This window comes from Bacteroides thetaiotaomicron VPI-5482 (assembly GCF_000011065.1).
GTDB classification, from domain to species: Bacteria; Bacteroidota; Bacteroidia; order Bacteroidales; family Bacteroidaceae; genus Bacteroides; species Bacteroides thetaiotaomicron.
In genome coordinates this window covers 192,727-212,202 of the sequence record NC_004663.1, presented here as the reverse complement: position 1 = coordinate 212,202, position 19,476 = coordinate 192,727, and the positions used below count along the sequence as shown (strand labels likewise).

The following is a 19,476-nucleotide window of genomic DNA, read 5'->3' as shown; positions in this document are numbered from 1 at the left end:
TAAATCATAAATCAACCAATACTTCATTTTCTTAAATAATATTTATATTTATTCATAAGTATCAAATTAGTAGCACTTTATGAATCAGGGATATTTCAAAACCAAATAGGCTTACACATTATTATATTAGTAATCTAACATTTTCAAAAAGAATAGCCTATTTCTACCCCGGCAATATGTTTACCTTTTGGAGACTCATACTGATAACAATAAAAAATATCTAACGCCCATCGTTTAGCCAAAGCTATCTCTACTCCAGGCCGATAACGCATACGATCTGCTCTCCAAAAAGGAGCGTCATCCAAACTTTGATAAATTTCAATTGAGAAGTAGGGGGAAACGATTCCTTTTTCAGGTGCATAAGCTAATTTTAAGCGGGAACGAAGGCGAGCTTTTGAATCTCCACGGTCAAAAGTTTGCTGAAACCTTTCTCTCAAAGCAATTTTCAACCACTGATATTGAAAACTTGCAGTTGCTCCAAAGTTATAACGGTGTCTGAATTTCCATTCCGAATCTCCCAAATTCCGGAAATGAGTTTCATATCCGGCTTCCAGTTTCAAAAATGAATAAGCCCGATACTCGCCTCCAATGGCCAATCCCAAACGGTCCATTCTACTTACGTCATCCTTTGTCCGAAACTCCAGATTGCTTAAAAGTGAAAATCGGGGATCGATCTTATAGTTCACTTTGAATTTAGTCCATGTAGTGAAATCATCGCTTTGCGCAAATACAGTGGAAGTCATTCCAGCCAATAGCACAAACAGCAGTATTTTAGTAATTGCAAATATTCTACTCATCGATTACCGGGTTAAAAGTACAAAGATAATAAATCTCCCGCAAAGAAAAATTATGATACTGAAATAATTCTGAAATATCAAGGCTCATTCCTTTAAAAGAAACACCCCGTTGGTTTTAAAGGAACAGGTCGTTGGTTTTAAACCAAGAGCCCGTTCCTTTAAAAGAAAAAGTACCTATTTTATACTCCACTGATAATCAATGATTTATTTTTGCTTCGCATTCCACACCCATAAAGCGAAAAATACCGACAATATAGCCGATCCGATCCAAAACCAATTGATATAAGTAAAGTCGTAAACCTCTACCCCACTCCGGATCGTTTTATGTCCTTCAATCAAAACTCCGCTCATGACATCTTGCAGCCCAGCTCCGATATAACTGGCAATTCCAACAACTCCCAAAGCAGCTCCCGAAGCATTGCGAGGAGCAATATCAACAGCCATCAGCCCACCTAAGAAACAAATCAGTACTCCGATGCCCAGTCCAAAGAGGATCATTGCCACAGCATCGAGCCAAAAGTGTACCCCTGGCACTAATAAGAACAAACATAATGCTAAAACATTCGTCAGTCCGAAAATCAAAGCCGGAACATTACGCCGGCCACCAAACAGTTTATCAGAAATTACACCGGAAAACATAGTGCCGATAATACCACAAACAGAACTAATGGAAATAATGAAACTGGCATCCAAAGTGGAATATCCTTTCTGTGCTTCCAAATAAAAAACTCCCCAACTGTTTACCGCATATCGGCTGATATACATAAATGCACTTGATAAAGCAAGGATCCAGATAGCAGGCATTGTCAGAACCTGCCGTTGAGCTTTATTAAAATCTGTCGTTTCGGAAGCACTCATCGTTTTCTTTTCTTTCGGAACATTGACCGGAGGAAAGCCCTTGCTTTCGGGACTGTCATGAAAAAAACGCCATACAATTAATGCCCCCAGCAATCCTACCATACCCGCCCCAAAGAAACCATAACGCCAGCCGCAAACACTAACAATAGATGCTACAATTATAAATGTCAGTGCTTCACCAATATTATGACTGGCGGACCAAAAGCCATAATAAGAGCCACGTTCTTTATCCGTGAACCAACGGGAAAGTCCGACTACACACGAAGCAGCCCCCATAGACTGAAACCAGCCGCTGACTCCCCAAAGAACAGCAAACAAAATAAATGAATGGGAGAAACCGAGACAAAGATTAATCAATGCGGTAACAAGCAGGCCGGTAGTCATAAAACGATTTATATTACTTCGATCTGCCAGAAATCCATTCGTAAATTTACCCACCGCATACGTAAAGAACAGCACCGAACCGATTATTCCGAGTTCCGTTTCAGAAAAGATTCCCTCGTCTACAATCGGTTTCTTTACTACATTCAAGCTCAACCGGCAGACATAATACATACCGTATCCGAAAGTTGCCGAAAGAAAGGTAGACCATTGCAGATATTTCAACCGACGCTTGCCGGATGAAGACATAACGTCTCCGTTACAAGGCCCCGGTGAAGAGACCTTGTAAAAATTTATAAGATGTTTCAGCATGAAGGAATATCTTTAGTCGTGCAGTTTCTTTTTACGCAAATATTCGAGTAATAATGCCGGGCGGTCTGTTTGAATCAGTTTAGCCCCCTGATTCAAAATCCATCCCCAGCTTTCATCCGGTTGGTGTAGTTCTACCGCGCGATCGTCATCGTGACCTCCACAAAGTTCAGGCCACAAAGAATTAATGAAAAGCTTGGCACCACTATCACGTACTTTCCTGATCAAGCGAAGTATTTCTTCATTATCATCATTAAATACCAGTTCATAAGCAGTCGGTTTCATGTGTGACTGATAATCATTGATTATCTTTTCCGCTCCTTCTTTGTGCAGATTCACAATAGGCATAAAAATAACCTTATCAAGTACATCACCATTTTCTGCTTTCACTCGTTCATAGGGGAGCCCTGCTTTAATTACGCAATGGTCAATTGTTCCTGTTTTTTCAAGTACAGCATAAGCTTCCTGAAAATAATCGTAACCTTTATCGATATTCACCATTATCTTCCCTTTGCAAAGTAACATAACTTCTTCGAGAGTAGGAATCTGATGTCTGGTTTTACAGCCTGCTCCATTTTTAAGTCGCATTGCTTTCAGTTCTGCCAGTGTATAATCCTCAGCGTTTCCTTTTCCTGTCATTGTACGGTTAATTGTCTTATCATGCATGATGACCAAGTGACCATCTTTGGTCTTCTTCAAATCTATTTCTACCATATCCACTCCCATATCAATGCAATTCCGTATTCCTTGCAATGAATTTTCGGGAGCATTTCGCCAATCGGCACGATGAGAAACGACCAACACTCTATCGGAATAATTTCCTAACAGGTTTTCTCTGATTTCCGCAATCCGATTTTGGGCAACAGCCAGTTGCACCAGGCATACAAGCAATATAAAGTTATAAATTCGTTTCATAAATTCAAATATTAAAATTATTAGTTCAGCTTACCGTTCTTCCAGACCATCTTTTCTCCCCACATAGGCACATAGGTCTGGTCACAGTTAATCTTGGACGCCCGTTCTAGTGCCATGTCCAATGACCATCTGGATGCATCAACACCTGCATGAGCCATTTCCAGAATATGGGATAACAGAACATAATCCGGCTGTACCTGTCCCGCTCCGGTACCTAAAATATTATTCTCAGTCAGCGCATTAGGAGCATAGCGGGGAATCAAGACATTAACATGTGGCGCAATGTTTGTATATTGTTCCGTTTTAAAATTGGAATCACCGACATGCATAAAGACGAAATTTCCAGTATCGTCCCCACAGTCTATCTGGAAAATAGTTACGAAATTTGATAATCCGGAATTATTATGATCGGTAATACAAGTACGGATTTTAAATTTACCTATTTCATAATCTTTATCCCCCTTTGCCGTGTAGGGATAAGTGGTGTCTTTCAAATAATTGGATAATACCGGCTTATCCAAATCAAACATTGCCTGAATCAAATCTGTATTATAATGATCAGAATGCTTATGCGTCACACAAAGGAAGTCGATATAGGGTGCAAGTTCCTTCGCCCAGCGATGAGAAATATCAATAGCAAAACATCCGGAAGGAGTCTTAACTATATATCCCATGTTATAAAGCAACCAGATTTCTGCTGTGCCATTCTCTACTTTGGAGTTTTCAATTCCGTCCATCACCCGGTCAAAAGCACTCCGGTAATAGTATAAGATCGGTTCACTCTTCTCCATACTCATACTTGCCTGATCAAAACCATTCAGAAAACTGATAAAATAGTCATCCAGACATTTATCGGCATATCCCTGAATAGTGCTCAAAGCATCGGCACGTTCAGTATTTACAATTGATGGAGAAGTTCCCCATAACTGTTGGGTAGTGGCATCTACCTCTGCTGCCAGTTCCGTAAGAATTCCTTCGTACCCGGTCTTCTTATCATTATTATCATCGTCACTACAACTTGCAAGTCCTATTGCCAGCAGGCAAAACAGGAAATATTGTATTCTTCTTATATTATTCATATTATTTCAGTGTTTTATAGTCATCAGTTATTTTATCGAAGGTCTCTGCAATCCGTTCAAGAGCAGGTCTCACATTATTATTTTCGTGATCCTTCGTCGCTTCATACATGAAAACGCCTTTATATCCGGTCTTCTCCAAATCTTGCATCAACTTTCCCCATTTTATATTTCCCTGTGTAGGAAGCCAGTGGCATTCGTTCACCAAATCAAAATCTGAAGCATGTATAGTGCCGATACGGCTACCTACTATTGCCACAAAGTGCTCTGTCGTGCCTTTGGTATAGTGATTTGTATCAAAGCACACTTTTACGTCCGGGATATCTCCGACAATCCTCATAAGTTCCTCCGGAGTATTTCCCAAACAGGTTCTGGGCAGATTCTCTATACAAAGTTGAGCGCCAATCCTATCAGCATATTTCTTCAAATAAGCAATAGACTCCGAAGCATTGGCAATCCGTTGCGCCCGAATACTATCGGCTATCGGTTCCGAACTTGGATGCAAAACCAGGCAAGTCGGTTGGAACATGGCACACAATTCTATCATCTCTGCCATAAAATCTACATTTTCCTTCCTTAACCGATCATCCAGAACTGAGATATCCAGCGTTCGGGAGAAAGGAAGATGAATAGACCAGACTTCAATATCCGCACTGTCTATCTTCGCTTTCATTTCCTTTATACGTGGAATCACTTCATCGACAGGAACTCCCCTATAACATTGATTAAAGGCTACTTCGACATACTTCACACCAATCGCTTTTGCATGAAGGAAGTCGGCAGCAGCAGGTGCTTTCCACACTGCTGTCGTAGTACCTACTTCATATTTCTGTGCATATCCACAAACAGACATCACCATAAATGCGATAAATATCAATTTTCTCATCACCGTTTATTTTTGTCGGTTTGTACCTTGAATATCTCCACCCCGTATACTCCAGGAGTCTGTTTCCAACGTTTTATTAATGTCAAACGCTTTTATAGAACCTATATTGCTCGCTCCAATAGTACCACAATAAAGACGCTTGTCCGGACCAATCGAAACGGATGCCATTACCTGTTGACCCACAGATTCCTCATAAACAGTACTTCCATCTGCCGTATTAAGTCCGAAAATCTTATTATTTGACTGCGTTCCGATATAAAGAACACCATCTGTACTCAACGCAGCACCACTGTAGTTCAGGTTATTATTTACCTTCTTCACCCATACTTTTGAACCGTCAGCGTCTACAGCGTAAACTGTTTGCGAACCTTTCTCTGTAAAATAAACAACACCTTTCTTATCTACGATAGGGAAATAAGCATCACCGCCTGTTGTCGGATAGGTCCATTTTTTGGTTCCGTTCGTGATATCAACAGCAACAAGTCCAGCCTTTGACTTCAAAGTTGCGTAAAGCGTGTTGCCATTCAAAGCAAAAGTTCCCTGCTCTGTCACATTAACACCACTGAGTTTCCAAAGTTCTTCCTTATTTGCGCTGAAAGCATAAATAGCTTCACTGGTACCTGCATAGATATGTCCGTTTCTATCAATAGCCACCGCACTTCCTGTTGTTCCATCAAGAGATTGTTGCCATTTAATCGCACCATTCGCAACATCGAGTGCATATAACGTACTTTTATTAGTCAAACAATAGAGTACACCATCAGCAGACAAAGCAGGGAACGCACCTATCGGTCCGTCTAATTGCAATGACCATTTCTGAGTACCATTCGGATTTATGGCATACACATTCTTGATAGAAGCATCTCTCACGCACTGATAGATAGTACCGTCAGACCCCACTAATGCACCGCCGCCATAAGTTATTTTATCAATGGCAAATACCCATTTGAATTCGCCGCTGACTACATCTAAGGCAAACAAATGCCCGGCAGGCGTTGAAGTCGGAATATACATCGTCTTTCCATCCGGGGAGAATACAGGATTGGACGTCTTGACATATCCTGTTAATCCGTTAAAATTTAGATTCAGACTATCCCATTTATATTCGACAACATTAATTTCCACACTTCCTGACTCCGTCGTATTATTCGTATATGTTACTGTAATAGTAACTGTATAAGTTCCAGTAGCAGCAAAAGCATGCGATGGAGTCGTTTCAGCAGAAGCAGTACCATCACCAAAATCCCAGCTGACGGATTTAACATTGCCACCAGTAAAATACATATCGTTATAAGCAAAGACAGCAGACTCCCAGACAACCAATTCCGTATTGACTGCTACCGGATAAATAATTCCCGGAGTAGCCACCGCTTCCGCCGAAACAGAATTCCCCATCGGATAAATGCAAACAACATCAAACTTATACTCCTGATCATTAGTCAACCCTTCAACCATATATTCTTCCAATGTTGTGTCATCCAATTTGATAACCTGATTGCCGGGACTTACGGTAATCTGATAATTCGTAAACCGTTCGCTGGCAGGCTTCGTCCATCTCAGCCGGACTTTCTTGTCTCCCGCTGACGCAGTCAGACCAGTCACCGGATATCTTGCATTCTTTGGCGTACAAGAAGTAGATCGCTTACTCGCCAATCCTCCGGTATAGCGAGGTTGTACGGAGAATGTATAAGCAACATCATTGACAAGATCACTGACAGTTGCACCGGAAGCCTCAGCCTCCACAGTCATTTGCCCTCCTTCCGCTCCCGAAGAGCCCGAAGTCCAGCTAATAAGATATTCATCAGGACGGGCGTCCGGATATGCTTCCCAGGAAAGTGCCACATTCATATCTCCGGCCGTTGCCGTAAGCGTCTTTAATTCATATAAATCAAAACTTGCTTTTGGCAGTTCTTCGTCACAAGCTGCACAAACTGCCGTAATGACAAACAACAAGCTATATATTATTTTTTTCATCGTCTGAATTCTTTAAGTTTAACCATATTAATACCCCGGATTCTGCCACAACAACTCGGTATTGTTGATTCTTTCCAATTCCGTTTTAGGAATAGGATACAGAAACTGGAAATCCTGAATTGTATGTCCCTCCGCTTTCATAGCTTCCTTGGCACCTCCCATGCGAACAAGGTCAAACCAACGGTGTCCCTCATAAGGAAATTCCTGTTGGCGTTCCAGCATAATGGCTTTACGGAAACTATCCTGATCTGCCAGTTCCGTAATCTGAACCGGAGATAATCCGGCACGGGTATGTACCGCATTCAAAGCAACCATTGCATCAGAAGTCTGAGAGTTGCTATAGCTGATTTCGTTCAGTGCTTCGGCATACATTAACAGTACATCGGCATAACGAAGAATAATCTGATCGTTACCGACGGTATTGTATGTCGCACTTTTCAAATCCTTGAATTTATTCATTACGCAAACTTTATCTTCTACTTTCACATAAGTGATCAGGTCTTTGCGTTTATCACCGTCTTTATAGCACTCCTTCAAAGCCTTTGTCTGGTTAGTATCATCTGTCAGGTTGATAATTGAAAACCAATAACCATGTCCTTCACCCTCAACGTCCTTATTAAAGCGCACTGCGAAAATGATTTCATCGTTCATTTTATTATCGACATCAAATACTTTATCCGGTGTAGGCATCAAAGAATATCTGCCTATCAGTTGCGAAAGTACATTGCGTGCCTCTGTCCACTTATGGAAAGTCAGATAAATCTTTCCCAGCAATGCCATTGCAGCACCGGAGGTCGCACGTCCCGTATCAGTACCCGTATAAGAAGAAGGCAGCATATTCTCATTGATAACCTGATTCAAATCGCCGGTAAGAAAATCAAAGACCTGCTGCTCTGAGCTTCTTCCGATTTTAAGAGCTTCAGCCACCGTCACCACTTTATCAGTCATCGGAATTCCACCCCACAAGCGATACATATTAAAATAAGTAAGAGCACGCACGAAAAGCGCTTCCCCTTTATATTGTTTCTTCAACGTAGCATCAAAGTCAGCTGCGTCTATTTTGTCCAATACCAAATTACAGCGATATACTCCGTTATTAAAATTCGCCCAGGCGGATTCCAATATTCCATTAGAGGCTTTATCCGCAAACTGATCTATATCATAACGGTCTTGTGTTCCGGCAGTAGGAGCACTCAACGACAGGTTGTCACTCCGATATTCGCAGCATTCCGTGAAGTAGGAAACCTGTCCCTGCAATTTAGAATAACAGCCGATCACTGCTACATTAAAATCGTCTGCTGTCTTGTATACTTTATCTGTAGGCACACTGCTACTTGGCTCCAAGTCGAAAAAGCTATCTGTACAGGCCACTGATACAAAAGCAGTTGCCAAGAATAGGATTTGTCTATATATTTTCATACACCGTATATTTTTAAGGATGACTAAAGTGTTATATTTAATCCAAACAAGAAGGTTTTCGCCAGCGGATATGTTCCGTAATCTTCACCCGGCGAAAGTGAATTGCTCGGACGTGCATTTACTTCCGGATTGTATCCACCGTAGTTGGTAGATGTCCAAAGGTTCTGTCCGGAGACATAGACTCTCAACTTCTCCACAAAGAAACGACGTGTCAGATTCTGAGGCAAAGTATATCCTAACGTTACATTCTGCAATCTCAAATAAGAACCATCTTCCAGATGCCAGGTTGAAGTACGGCCATTATAACCTTTCGATTTGCGGTTGGCACGGTTCACCTGACCATTTCCGGGGTTATCCGCACTTTTCCAGCGATTCAGGGCAATCGTGGTACCATTGGTGTTTCCTTCCAAATTATCAATATAGCGACGATTCAGATTCAGAATCTCATTACCGTAAACTCCCTGGAAGTTAAAGTCAAGATCAATGCCTTTATACCATACTTTACCACCAAATCCATAGGTGAAGTCGGGCATATAGTTACCTACTATCGTACGGTCTTTGTCCAAGTCCATCACACCGTCTCCATCCACATCTACAAAACGGAAGTCTCCCGGCTGAGTATTGCTGAAATGAGGATATTTCTTCAATTCTTCTTCGTTGGAAAAGATACCGTCCTGCACCAGCAAATAGTAACATCCGATCGGTTCGCCTACTTTTGTGATATAATAAGCATGATCTACGCTTCCGGTAGAGATAATGGGAGCATTTCCCGGACCAAGAGCTTTTACTTCATTGGTATTCGTAGCATAGTTGGCATTAAAAGAATACCCAAAGTCTTTGGTGAAATTTTTCTGAGATGTCAAGGCTATTTCCCAACCACGGTTATTTACTTTTCCAATATTCATCAGGGCAGTGCTGTATCCAGTCAGATGAGGAACAGGAACATTCAGCAACATATTGGAGGTATTGGTATTATAGTAATCAACTGTTATCCCCAATAATCCTTTGAACATTTGCAGGTCCACACCGACATTGACCATTGCATTCTTTTCCCAGCTTAAATCATCATTCTTAATTGTATTGGGCTTATAACCTTGTACCAGTTGCCCGTTACCCGTACCCAGTATATAATTATCAAGAGCCATCAATGATAGATGATCGTAGTTGCCTATCTGAAAGTTACCTGTAACACCATAACTGGTTCTGATTTTCAAGTCATCTACAAAGGAGAGAAATTTCGCCTTCGTGAAGAAATCCTCCCCGCTAACTCTCCATGCCAATGATGCGGACGGGAAATATCCCCAGCGGTTATTTTTTCCGAAACGGGAAGAACCATCCGCACGAATAGCTCCGGAAGCCATATATTTACCTTTATAACTATATTGCACACGAGCCAGATAGGAAGCAATCGACCATTGGGTCTTATCAGACGCCCCCTTTATAACTGTTCCACCGGAGATCGTCTGTATATAATCATTCGGAAAATCGGTAGCCGTCACATTATCTCCTTTATAAGTTTCTTTTTGTGCAGATTGCACCAGAACCGCATTAATCGAATGATCTTCATTAATCACTGTATTATAATTAATCTTATTCTCAATCAGCCAATTAAAATAAAAACCGGAGGAGCTGTATGCAGTAGGGTTCGACTTGATATCATAATATTTCTGGCCCAGTAAGGGTAGTTCTGACGAACGATACTGATCATTATGAGAACCATAATAATCACCACCGAAAGAAATATTATAAGTAAGTCCCTTGAAAAGTTCCAGTTCGGCAAAGACTTTCCCTACAATTGCCATACGGTCTACTACGTCCGATTGTAGATTGGCCATTGCCACAGGGTTTAATACCGCATTGTGCTGATAGTCATTGCCAATTCTCCAATAGCCATTTCCCTGATAGTTATAACTACCGTCGGAATTATATACCGGCCACACAGGAGGCATCATCAAGGCCGACTGAACAATACCATTCGATCCGGAAGCATCCACCCGATTGGAAGTCGAATAAGAAGGAGAGAAATTAAGACCGAATTTCAGTCTTTTATATTTTCCGTCCAGATTCATACGCATGCTATATTTCTTGAAATCAGAATTGATGATAATACCTTCTTTATCATAATAATTGGCAGAAATAAAATAACCAACGGTCTTTCCTCTGCCGGAGATAGAAACATTATGGCTGGTTGTAGCCGCACTACGGAAAATTGCATCCTGCCAGTCTGTGTCCGTTAATCCCTGATCGCCGTTCAGATAAGGAAAAAGTTCTGTAGGAATCCGTTCCCATGAATTCGGACGCATACCATTAGGGTCATTAGGTGAACCACCGGGATTAGCATCCAGATAAGAATTATCATGCCCGTCTTTGGCAAACTCCGCAAACTGATAAGCATTCAACATCGGAAGTTTTTTCGAAATACTCTGGATACCATAATATCCATCATATTGTACTTTCATTTTTTCCGACTGCCCTTGTTTGGTAGTGATAATAATTACACCATTTGATCCGCGGCTACCATAAATCGCAGCAGACGAAGCATCTTTAAGTACCTCTACCGACTCGACATCATTATTATTCAGATTGGCAAAGCCACGCTCCACAGGTACACCGTCAATGATATAGAGAGGATCACTCCCCGCATTGACTGTACTGATACCACGAACACGGATACTGACACTTCCTTCCGGGTCACCGCTCGGCTGAGTCACTTGCACTCCCGGCATCTTTCCAGCTAATGCCTGACGAAAGTCGGAAGCAGAAACCTCCGCAATCTGCTCGGCTTTCACGGAAGAGATGGAAGTAGACACATCCCGTTTCCGCTGTACACCATATCCTACCACTACTACTTCATCGATCATCTTGCTGTCTTCGGTCAACGTAATCTTAGCCGTATTCTTATCTTTTGCAGAAAGGCTGACGGTCTTATAGCCAATATAGGAAATTGTCAATGTAGCCGATTCCGGTACATTCATCAACGAATATCGTCCGTCCATATCGGTAATCGTACCACTGCCCTCTCCTTTGATCTGGACACTGGCACCAATAACTGGCTCTCCCTTATCATCTACGACCACTCCCTGAACGGTACGTGTACGTTGAGCGCTTTCTTCTTTAAGCGGCTGTTTACTGACAGCAATTGTATTATCGGTCCTATTGAAATAAAGTTTTGACTGAGTAGTTATCACTCCCAGAATTTGTTTAAGCGTAGCGTTTTTTACATCAAAAGAAACATGCGGAGCGTTATTTACCGTTTCCTGATCGTAGATAAATTTAAAGTTGGTCTGTTCACTGATTTTATTGAAAACATTTTCTACCGGCTCGTTTTGTACACGGAGCGTAATGTTGTTCTCTTTCAATGTCTGAGCAGCAGTCGGAGCAACTAAAAGGAAGGTGAATAGTAAAAAAGCTAAAAACGAGCAGCTATTTCTACTTTTTCCTTTACAAATAAGAAGATTATTCATAAATTTGTGCGTTTTAGTAATTGACTAAAGTTATTAAAAACAAGCAACGTGCGATACGTTATTCATTTGGGTCGAAGCGAATGAATATCCGTCCGGGTTGCGGATAGAAGCATTCCTTAGGAGTGCTTCTATCTTTTTAGGGAGTTTCTATGAGGGTGATGCTTTCATTCTGTCCTTATTAACGGGTTAAACATTGATCTATTTTTTAATTCTCATTTTTTATAAAGAAGTATATTCCTGCCTTCTTTCTTATAATTGATATCACTGATAAATTCGATGGATTTAAGTACGGACTCCAGACTCTTATTGTCATGTTCACCGGTAATCAGATTATCAAATTCCTGTCCGGAAGCAAAGGTTATCTGACAATTATAAACACGTTCCAGTTCTTTTGCCACATCCCGGATCGGAGTACTGTTAAAACGCAGGCTTCCCTTGATCCAGACTGCTACCCCACGTTCTTCCTTCTTCTTACTATATTCACCGGAAACGGTATTTATCAGAACTTGTTCTTTTGCAGTCAATCGCATCATTGCTTCCGGCAGATCAACCTGTACTTTGCCACTCTCTACACTTACCGATACGATTTCATCCGTAGAGTAAGATTTTACATCAAACCGGGTTCCCAAAACACGAACATCCAGTCGCTTCGTCTGTACAATAAACGGCATATCTTCATTATGGGCAACCCTGAAATATCCTTCTCCTTCCAGTTCCACTTTCCGGATATCCCCTTGAAAAGAATCAGGATAACGTACTTGTGAACAAGAGTTCAACACTAATATAGTTCCGTCCGGTAATTCCACCCGTTTCTTCTCTCCAAAAGAGGTTGAGATTTCAGCGAAAGTTATCTGCTGCTCACTCATATACCGGAAATAACTGATACTTCCTGTCACGATGGCTATTACAGCCGCCACACTGGCTGCAATCGTCATTACCCGACGAAACCAGGTACGTTTCTTATGTTCAATATGTTTCAGCAACTGGCGAGCCTCCTTTTTATACTTCTCACGCTCCAAGTCAGTAACAGGCTGCTGGCTGACGGATTCCTCCCAGACTTCGGCAGACAACTCATCCAATATATCTTTATGGTCAGCATCTCTCATACTTTCCAGTAACTGCGATGCTTCCTCCCGGATGTACATATCATCCAGATAACGACGTAATTTATTTTTTTCTGTCTTCGTATCTTTCATCATATATTCAAATAAGGGTGCTGATTTCTCCCCTTCGTATTAGTAATACACAAAGGCAGGAAACAGCTAGGGTATGATTAACATTTATTATAAATTCAGACAAAGTAGAATCAGCAATATGTCAGCAGAAGTACCCGAATATTTAGTCAAGTAGGCACGAATCACTTTCAACGAAACAGAAATATGCTCCTGTACGGTATTGACAGAGACTCCCAGCGCTTCCGCAATTTCTTTATGGGACATCTGTAAATCTCGGCTCATATTAAAGACTTCACGCTGACGGGGAGTCAATTGTTCCAATGCACGGCTAAGGACATCCTTCAAATCATCGAACAATATTTTATTATTCGTTTCATTGGCCGAATCAACCGCATGAGAAAGGATATGCTCTTTCAACTTATCTTCATTCGCCATATCCCGTATCTGATTAAGGATACGATTGCGTACAATCGTATATAAATAGGATGAGAAAGACGCATCCGGATTGATAAAACGCCTGCTTTGCCATACAACCGTAAACGCGTCCTGAAAAATATCTTCGGCAAACTCACGAGATTTGACGAACTTCATCGCAAAATACAGCAAGCGATTCTTATAGGCGGCATAGAGTTCGCAAAAGGCATCCTCATCGCCGTCTATCAGACGGAGAACTAACTCCCGTTCGTCCATAAGCGTGTCTGTTGCGTACATATTTTCTTTACTTTTGGGCACAAAGGTATTGTTATGATGTTACAAACGTATGTATTTTTTCTGAAATAAAAAAATAACCTTCTTTCTTATTGAGTTTCCGGCCGAGAACTTTGTGTACTCTTTAATTGTTGTCCTATTATAAAAGTGCGAACAAAGCACACAACAAAGTTCTATAAAAAAGAAAGGAAGATTATGAAAAAAGTAATCGACAGAGCTTCATCAAGAGGCTATTTTAATCATGGCTGGCTCAAAACCCACCACACATTCAGTTTTGCTAACTATTACAATCCGGAAAGAATCCATTTCGGAGCCTTGCGAGTGCTGAATGATGACAGTGTAGACCCGTCGATGGGATTTGATACTCATCCACATAAAAATATGGAAGTAATTTCCATTCCGTTGAAAGGGTATCTGAGACATGGCGACAGTGTACAAAATACGAAAACGATTACTCCCGGTGATATCCAAGTGATGAGTACGGGCAGTGGTATCTATCATAGTGAGTATAACGACAGCAAGGAAGAACAATTGGAATTCCTGCAAATATGGGTATTCCCCCGAATCGAGAATACGAAACCCGAATATAACAATTTCGATATACGTCCGCTGCTGAAACCGAACGAGTTATCTCTGTTCATTTCACCGAACGGCAAGACACCGGCCTCCATCAAACAGGATGCCTGGTTCTCTATGGGAGACTTCGATACGGAAAGAACCATCGAATATTGTATGCATCAGGAAGGTAACGGAGCTTATCTGTTTGTGATAGAAGGAGAGATCAGCGTGGCCGATGAACATCTGGCCAAACGTGACGGCATCGGAATATGGGATACCAAAAGCTTCTCTATCCGTGCTACTAAAGGGACCAAACTTCTGGTAATGGAAGTACCCATGTAAAAAACATTATTTCTAGTTTTATTCTATTCTATTTAAATGAAGCGGTCCCACTCTACAGAGTGAGACCGCTTCTCATTGATAGTTATATCTTCGGATTATTTTTCCTTCCGATAATTCTCCAGTCCAGTTTGCAGGAATTCAATATATTTGGGAATGTCTTCATCGTAAGCATAAGACTTATTCAAAGGACTTCCCTGATTATCCAGCAATACATAGAAAGGCTGTGCATTAGCACCAAACTTCACACGTTGCAGATAGCTCCACTTATCACCGACTGTACGCAAAGTACGTTCCTTACCGTTCTCTACGATTTTCACAGGTTCGGTCAACGGAGTTTTATTATCCACATACAGAGTAATCAGCACATAATCATTATTAATCAGATCACTCACTTTCGGGTCCGTCCATACAGCGGCTTCCATCTTACGACAGTTCACGCATCCATAGCCTGTAAAGTCAAGCATCACTGGTTTGCCATTCAGACGTGCATACTCCATACCCAGATCGTAGTCATCGAATTTCGCATGTACTTCATTCTTATACAGATTAAAGTCTTGCGTATGCATAGGAGGCGCAAAAGCACTTACGGCTTTTAACGGAGCTCCCCACAAACCGGGAACCATATATACGGCAAACGCCAGAGAAATAAGTGCCATAAAGAAACGAGTCACTCCCACCTTATTGTCATCATCGTCATGCGGAAACTTGATTTTACCAAGCAAATAGAAACCCAGCAATGCAAAGATGACAATCCACAGAGCGAGGAAGGTTTCACGGTCGAGTAATCTCCAGCCATAAGCCAGATCGGCAACCGACAGGAATTTAAGCGCAAATGCCAGTTCCAGAAATCCTAACGTCACTTTGATCACATTCATCCATCCGCCCGACTTCGGCATAGACTTCAGCCATGACGGGAACAGAGCAAAGAGTGTGAACGGCAATGCCAATGCAATGGCAAAACCCAACATACCGATAGCCGGGGCCACCACGCTTCCTGTAGTAGAAACCTGTACCAGCAGGAATCCGATAATCGGACCTGTACAAGAGAAAGATACCAGTGAAAGTGTAAATGCCATCAGGAAGATACTCAGCAGACCGGTAGTCGATTCCGCTTTACTATCTACCGCATTGCCCCACTTTGACGGTAATCTAATCTCAAACGCTCCAAAAAATGAAGCGGCAAAGATTACCAGCATCAGGAAGAAAAGGATATTAAAGACAGCATTCGTCGATAAAGCATTGAGCGCACTGGCACCAAATATCAGTGTAATAGCCAATCCTAATGCCACATAAATAACGACAATGGAAGCACCATAAGTCCACGCATCACGAATACCTTTCTTCTTATCTTTGCTACGTTTCAGAAAGAAACTGACTGTCATCGGGATAATAGGCCACACACAAGGAGTGAACAAAGCCAGCAATCCACCCAGGAAACCTGTCACGAAAATATAAATCCAGGACATATCTCCCTGAGTATGTTCCTCGCCCAGTGCCTGCAATTCACTGATTACCGGACGCCAAAGGTCACCGGAAGCTACTGCTGGTTGAATATCGGCATTTGCATCCGTAGCAGAAGCAGGAACCAGTTCCATCATCGCAGCAGAGTCTTTGGACGCAGCAGGAGCAGTTACCTCTTCCGCCTCTTTTGTCTCCGGCTTATCAACTTTGGCTACAGGAGTAGCCGTAGTTCCGGCCTTTGCTTCACCCGAAAACTTAAAAGGAACTTCTGTCGGAGGCAGACAACTCTCATCGTCGCAGGCTCCATATTCCAGATAACCTTCTATCGCATAAGCTCCACCAGTCAGCTTCACTTTCTGCACGAATTTGGCAGTATTCTCGAAATAGCGCACTTTCATTTCGAACAGTTTGTCGAAAGTAGCTATTTCCTTGCCGACAGGCTTCAATTTACCAACCAGTTCTACACCGGACTTCTTCTCCACATTAAATGTGGCAGAAATAGGTCCTCCGTCTCCAAGATCGGTAGAATAAACATGCCACCCTTTGTCAATGGCAGCTGTAAACACGATCTCCGCTTCTGTATCAGAAAGAGAGTTCAGTTCTGTTTTAAACTTTACCGGATCTTTAATCTGCGCCTGCAATGTATAGGCTACAAAGCTTAAAAGCAGAAAAGAAATTAATTTTCTCATTTTCATTATTGGGGGTTATAATTCATAATCCACGCATGCACGACTGTCCTTTGCTTCAGCTATAATCTTTCCGGCTGCCACATGATCAGGGTGTGTTGCATAGAACTTCACATCCTCCAGCGTGTCAAATTCGCTATAGAGAGCTATATGCCAAGCCTCTCCCGGATTCATATTCAGTCCGACTTCAATCTTACGGATCACTGAAATCTTAGCGGGGAGCGCTTCGATAGCTTCCTTAAATTTATTCATCACTACGAGTTTCTCCGCTTCGGGAACTTCGTCTTTTAACTTAAATAATACAATGTGTTTCACCATTACGTTGTTATTTTAATGAATTGTTTCTATATTTGTCTTGTCAATGCATTACATTACTAATGCAAAATTACTCTATTTGGTTCAAATAACACTATAAAGAGATGTTAATAATAGGAATAGCAGGTGGAACGGGCTCCGGAAAAACCACCGTCGTACGAAAAATGATAGAAAGCCTCCCCGTTGGAGAAGTAGTACTATTACCTCAGGATTCATACTACAAAGACAGTAGTCACGTGCCGGTTGAAGAACGTCAGAATATCAACTTTGACCATCCGGATGCTTTTGAATGGAGCTTGCTTTCCAAACATGTGATGATGCTGAAAGAAGGAAAAAGCATCGAGCAGCCGACCTATTCTTATCTGACTTGTACCCGCCAACCGGAAACCATCCACATCGAGCCTCGTGAAGTCGTCATTATTGAAGGTATCCTTGCCTTGTGCGACAAGAAGCTACGCAATATGATGGATCTAAAGATATTTGTAGATGCCGATCCCGATGAACGCCTGATACGTGTCATCCAAAGGGATGTCATCGAAAGAGGACGGACAGCGGAAGCTGTCATGGAACGCTATACCCGTGTTCTGAAACCGATGCACCTGCAATTCATAGAACCCTGCAAACGCTATGCGGACCTTATCGTTCCAGAAGGCGGCAGCAATGCAGTAGCTATCGATATATTAACAATGTATATCAAGAAACATTTGAAAAATGAAGAATGAAAGATAAAGAGTTCAGAATGAGTGCCAAGACACTGATCCTCCCCTTGTTTCTTATACTTTTGTGCTGTGTATTCGGATGCCGGAACAAACATCATACCGAAAAGAATGAAACAGCACACGATCTTCCACAGATTAAAGACAGTGGAGAACTGGTTGTGCTGACACTCTATAGCTCTACTTCATATTTCATTTATCGCGGACAGGAAATGGGATTCCAATACGAACTCAGTGAACAGTTCGCTAAAAGTCTGGGACTGAAACTCAGAATCGAGGTAGCCAGAAATGTCCGTGAATTGATTCAGAAATTACAGTCAGGCGAAGGAGATATGATCGCCTACAACCTGCCGATTACCAAAGAATGGAAAGACAGCCTTTTGTATTGCGGAGAAGACATAATCACCCATCAGGTTATCGTCCAGCAAGGAAATGGAAAGCATAAACCATTGAAAGATGTAACGGAACTTATCGGCAAAGATATATATGTCAAACCAGGCAAATATTACGATCGCCTCGTGAATCTGAACAACGAACTGGGAGGTGGTATCCATATTCATAAGATAACGGGAGATAGCGTTACCGCGGAAGACTTAATCACCCAGGTAGCACAAGGTAAGATTCCCTATACCGTAGCCGATAATGATTTAGCCAAACTGAATAAAACTTACTATCCCAATCTGAATATCGATCTTTCTATCAGTTTTGACCAGCGTTCTTCATGGGCTGTACGAAAAGACAGTCCCGAACTGGCAGCCGCCGCCACAAACTGGCATAAAGAAAATATGACCTCTCCTGCCTATACGGCAAGTATGAAGCGTTACTTCGAGAATAGTAAAATGATGCCACACTCCCCCATCCTTTCACTTAAAGAAGGAAAAATATCACATTACGACGATTTATTCAAGAAATACGCCCAAGAGATCGGATGGGACTGGCGAATGCTGGCATCCCTCGCCTATACAGAATCAAACTTTGACACAACAGCCGTATCTTGGGCAGGAGCCAAAGGATTGATGCAATTGATGCCTGCCACTGCACGCGCAATGGGCGTACCCGCAGGTAAAGAACAAAACCCGGAAGAAAGTATAAAAGCAGCCGTTAAATACATTGCCGCCACAGACCGAAGTTTCAATATGATCCCTGACAAACAGGAACGGCTCAACTTCATACTGGCTTCTTACAATGCCGGCCTAGGACATATCTACGACGCCATGGCATTAGCAAAAAAATACGGAAAGAATAACCTCGTATGGAAAGACAACGTCGAAAACTTCATCCTGCTCAAAAGCAATGAGGAATACTTCACCGATCCTGTTTGTAAAAATGGATATTTCCGTGGCATAGAAACGTTCAACTTCGTACGTGATATTCAGTCCCGGTTCGAATCGTACAAAAAAAAGATAAAATAAGTAATAAGTATCAGGTAATAGGTA

General features: G+C 41.8%; 15 protein-coding genes. 3 read left to right on the top strand and 12 right to left on the bottom strand.

Annotation, left to right across the window (positions count from 1 at the left end; translation table 11 throughout):
• Window positions 1–143: 143 nt before the first annotated feature.
• The 10 genes from BT_RS00970 to BT_RS00925 all read right to left on the bottom strand — a co-directional run bounded on the left by BT_RS00970 (window position 144) and on the right by BT_RS00925 (window position 13,965).
• Complete coding sequence (locus BT_RS00970; RefSeq protein WP_008766234.1) at window positions 144–797, bottom strand: DUF2490 domain-containing protein; 654 nt, start codon at window positions 795–797, stop codon at window positions 144–146.
• Between the two features lie 204 nt (window positions 798–1,001).
• Window positions 1,002–2,348 (bottom strand): MFS transporter, encoded by a 1,347-nt coding sequence (locus tag BT_RS00965; protein WP_011107160.1) that lies wholly within the window; start codon window positions 2,346–2,348, stop codon window positions 1,002–1,004.
• Window positions 2,349–2,360: 12 nt separating this feature from the next.
• On the bottom strand, window positions 2,361–3,260 hold the full coding sequence (locus BT_RS00960) for a glycerophosphodiester phosphodiesterase family protein (protein WP_011107159.1): 900 nt from the start codon (window positions 3,258–3,260) through the stop codon (window positions 2,361–2,363).
• A gap of 20 nt (window positions 3,261–3,280) precedes the next feature.
• Window positions 3,281–4,339: an MBL fold metallo-hydrolase gene (locus BT_RS00955; RefSeq protein WP_008766236.1), complete on the bottom strand. Its 1,059-nt coding sequence runs from the start codon at window positions 4,337–4,339 to the stop codon at window positions 3,281–3,283.
• Between the two features lies 1 nt (window position 4,340).
• Entirely contained in the window at window positions 4,341–5,222 is an 882-nt protein-coding gene (locus BT_RS00950) for a sugar phosphate isomerase/epimerase family protein (protein ID WP_008766237.1), read from the bottom strand.
• Window positions 5,223–5,228: 6 nt separating this feature from the next.
• On the bottom strand, window positions 5,229–7,196 hold the full coding sequence (locus BT_RS00945) for a PQQ-binding-like beta-propeller repeat protein (RefSeq protein ID WP_008766238.1): 1,968 nt from the start codon (window positions 7,194–7,196) through the stop codon (window positions 5,229–5,231).
• A 27-nt stretch (window positions 7,197–7,223) separates the two neighbouring features.
• A complete protein-coding gene (locus BT_RS00940) occupies window positions 7,224–8,615 on the bottom strand; it encodes a RagB/SusD family nutrient uptake outer membrane protein (protein WP_008760507.1) in 1,392 nt (463 codons plus the stop codon).
• 23 nt (window positions 8,616–8,638) lie between these two features.
• Window positions 8,639–12,079 carry a TonB-dependent receptor gene (locus tag BT_RS00935; RefSeq protein ID WP_011107158.1) on the bottom strand — a complete coding sequence of 1,147 codons (3,441 nt, stop codon included), beginning with the start codon at window positions 12,077–12,079 and terminating at the stop codon, window positions 8,639–8,641.
• Between the two features lie 212 nt (window positions 12,080–12,291).
• Window positions 12,292–13,278, bottom strand: a complete 987-nt coding sequence (locus tag BT_RS00930; RefSeq protein ID WP_008760505.1) for a FecR family protein — start codon at window positions 13,276–13,278, stop codon at window positions 12,292–12,294.
• An 84-nt stretch (window positions 13,279–13,362) separates the two neighbouring features.
• Window positions 13,363–13,965 (bottom strand): RNA polymerase sigma-70 factor, encoded by a 603-nt coding sequence (locus BT_RS00925; protein WP_008766239.1) that lies wholly within the window; start codon window positions 13,963–13,965, stop codon window positions 13,363–13,365.
• Window positions 13,966–14,157: 192 nt separating this feature from the next.
• Between BT_RS00925 and BT_RS00920 the strand changes: the two genes are divergently transcribed.
• Window positions 14,158–14,862, top strand: a complete 705-nt coding sequence (locus tag BT_RS00920) for a pirin family protein (protein WP_008766240.1) — start codon at window positions 14,158–14,160, stop codon at window positions 14,860–14,862.
• 95 nt (window positions 14,863–14,957) lie between these two features.
• Here the strand turns inward: BT_RS00920 and BT_RS00915 are convergent, their stop codons facing one another.
• The gene (locus tag BT_RS00915; protein ID WP_048693189.1) at window positions 14,958–17,012 is read right to left on the bottom strand and encodes a protein-disulfide reductase DsbD family protein; all 2,055 of its coding nucleotides are present in this window, start codon (window positions 17,010–17,012) and stop codon (window positions 14,958–14,960) included.
• Window positions 17,013–17,027: 15 nt separating this feature from the next.
• A complete protein-coding gene (locus BT_RS00910) occupies window positions 17,028–17,327 on the bottom strand; it encodes a Dabb family protein (protein WP_008760502.1) in 300 nt (99 codons plus the stop codon).
• Between the two features lie 101 nt (window positions 17,328–17,428).
• On the opposite strand from BT_RS00910, the gene udk reads away from it, so the two are divergent.
• A complete protein-coding gene (udk, locus tag BT_RS00905; RefSeq protein ID WP_011107155.1) occupies window positions 17,429–18,046 on the top strand; it encodes a uridine kinase in 618 nt (205 codons plus the stop codon).
• Between the two features lie 17 nt (window positions 18,047–18,063).
• Window positions 18,064–19,452 (top strand): transglycosylase SLT domain-containing protein, encoded by a 1,389-nt coding sequence (locus BT_RS00900; RefSeq protein WP_011107154.1) that lies wholly within the window; start codon window positions 18,064–18,066, stop codon window positions 19,450–19,452.
• The last annotated feature ends 24 nt before the right edge of the window (window positions 19,453–19,476 follow it).

Bases quoted from the DNA above. Each gene is read 5' to 3' on its own strand.
- BT_RS00970 (WP_008766234.1), bottom strand. From the start codon at position 797: ATGAGTAGAATATTTGCAATTACTAAAATACTGCTGTTTGTGCTATTG.
- BT_RS00965 (WP_011107160.1), bottom strand. From the start codon at position 2,348: ATGCTGAAACATCTTATAAATTTTTACAAGGTCTCTTCACCGGGGCCT.
- BT_RS00960 (WP_011107159.1), bottom strand. From the start codon at position 3,260: ATGAAACGAATTTATAACTTTATATTGCTTGTATGCCTGGTGCAACTG.
- BT_RS00955 (WP_008766236.1), bottom strand. From the start codon at position 4,339: ATGAATAATATAAGAAGAATACAATATTTCCTGTTTTGCCTGCTGGCA.
- BT_RS00950 (WP_008766237.1), bottom strand. From the start codon at position 5,222: ATGAGAAAATTGATATTTATCGCATTTATGGTGATGTCTGTTTGTGGA.
- BT_RS00945 (WP_008766238.1), bottom strand. From the start codon at position 7,196: ATGAAAAAAATAATATATAGCTTGTTGTTTGTCATTACGGCAGTTTGT.
- BT_RS00940 (WP_008760507.1), bottom strand. From the start codon at position 8,615: ATGAAAATATATAGACAAATCCTATTCTTGGCAACTGCTTTTGTATCA.
- BT_RS00935 (WP_011107158.1), bottom strand. From the start codon at position 12,079: ATGAATAATCTTCTTATTTGTAAAGGAAAAAGTAGAAATAGCTGCTCG.
- BT_RS00930 (WP_008760505.1), bottom strand. From the start codon at position 13,278: ATGATGAAAGATACGAAGACAGAAAAAAATAAATTACGTCGTTATCTG.
- BT_RS00925 (WP_008766239.1), bottom strand. From the start codon at position 13,965: ATGTACGCAACAGACACGCTTATGGACGAACGGGAGTTAGTTCTCCGT.
- BT_RS00920 (WP_008766240.1), top strand. From the start codon at position 14,158: ATGAAAAAAGTAATCGACAGAGCTTCATCAAGAGGCTATTTTAATCAT.
- BT_RS00915 (WP_048693189.1), bottom strand. From the start codon at position 17,012: ATGAGAAAATTAATTTCTTTTCTGCTTTTAAGCTTTGTAGCCTATACA.
- BT_RS00910 (WP_008760502.1), bottom strand. From the start codon at position 17,327: ATGGTGAAACACATTGTATTATTTAAGTTAAAAGACGAAGTTCCCGAA.
- udk (WP_011107155.1), top strand. From the start codon at position 17,429: ATGTTAATAATAGGAATAGCAGGTGGAACGGGCTCCGGAAAAACCACC.
- BT_RS00900 (WP_011107154.1), top strand. From the start codon at position 18,064: ATGAGTGCCAAGACACTGATCCTCCCCTTGTTTCTTATACTTTTGTGC.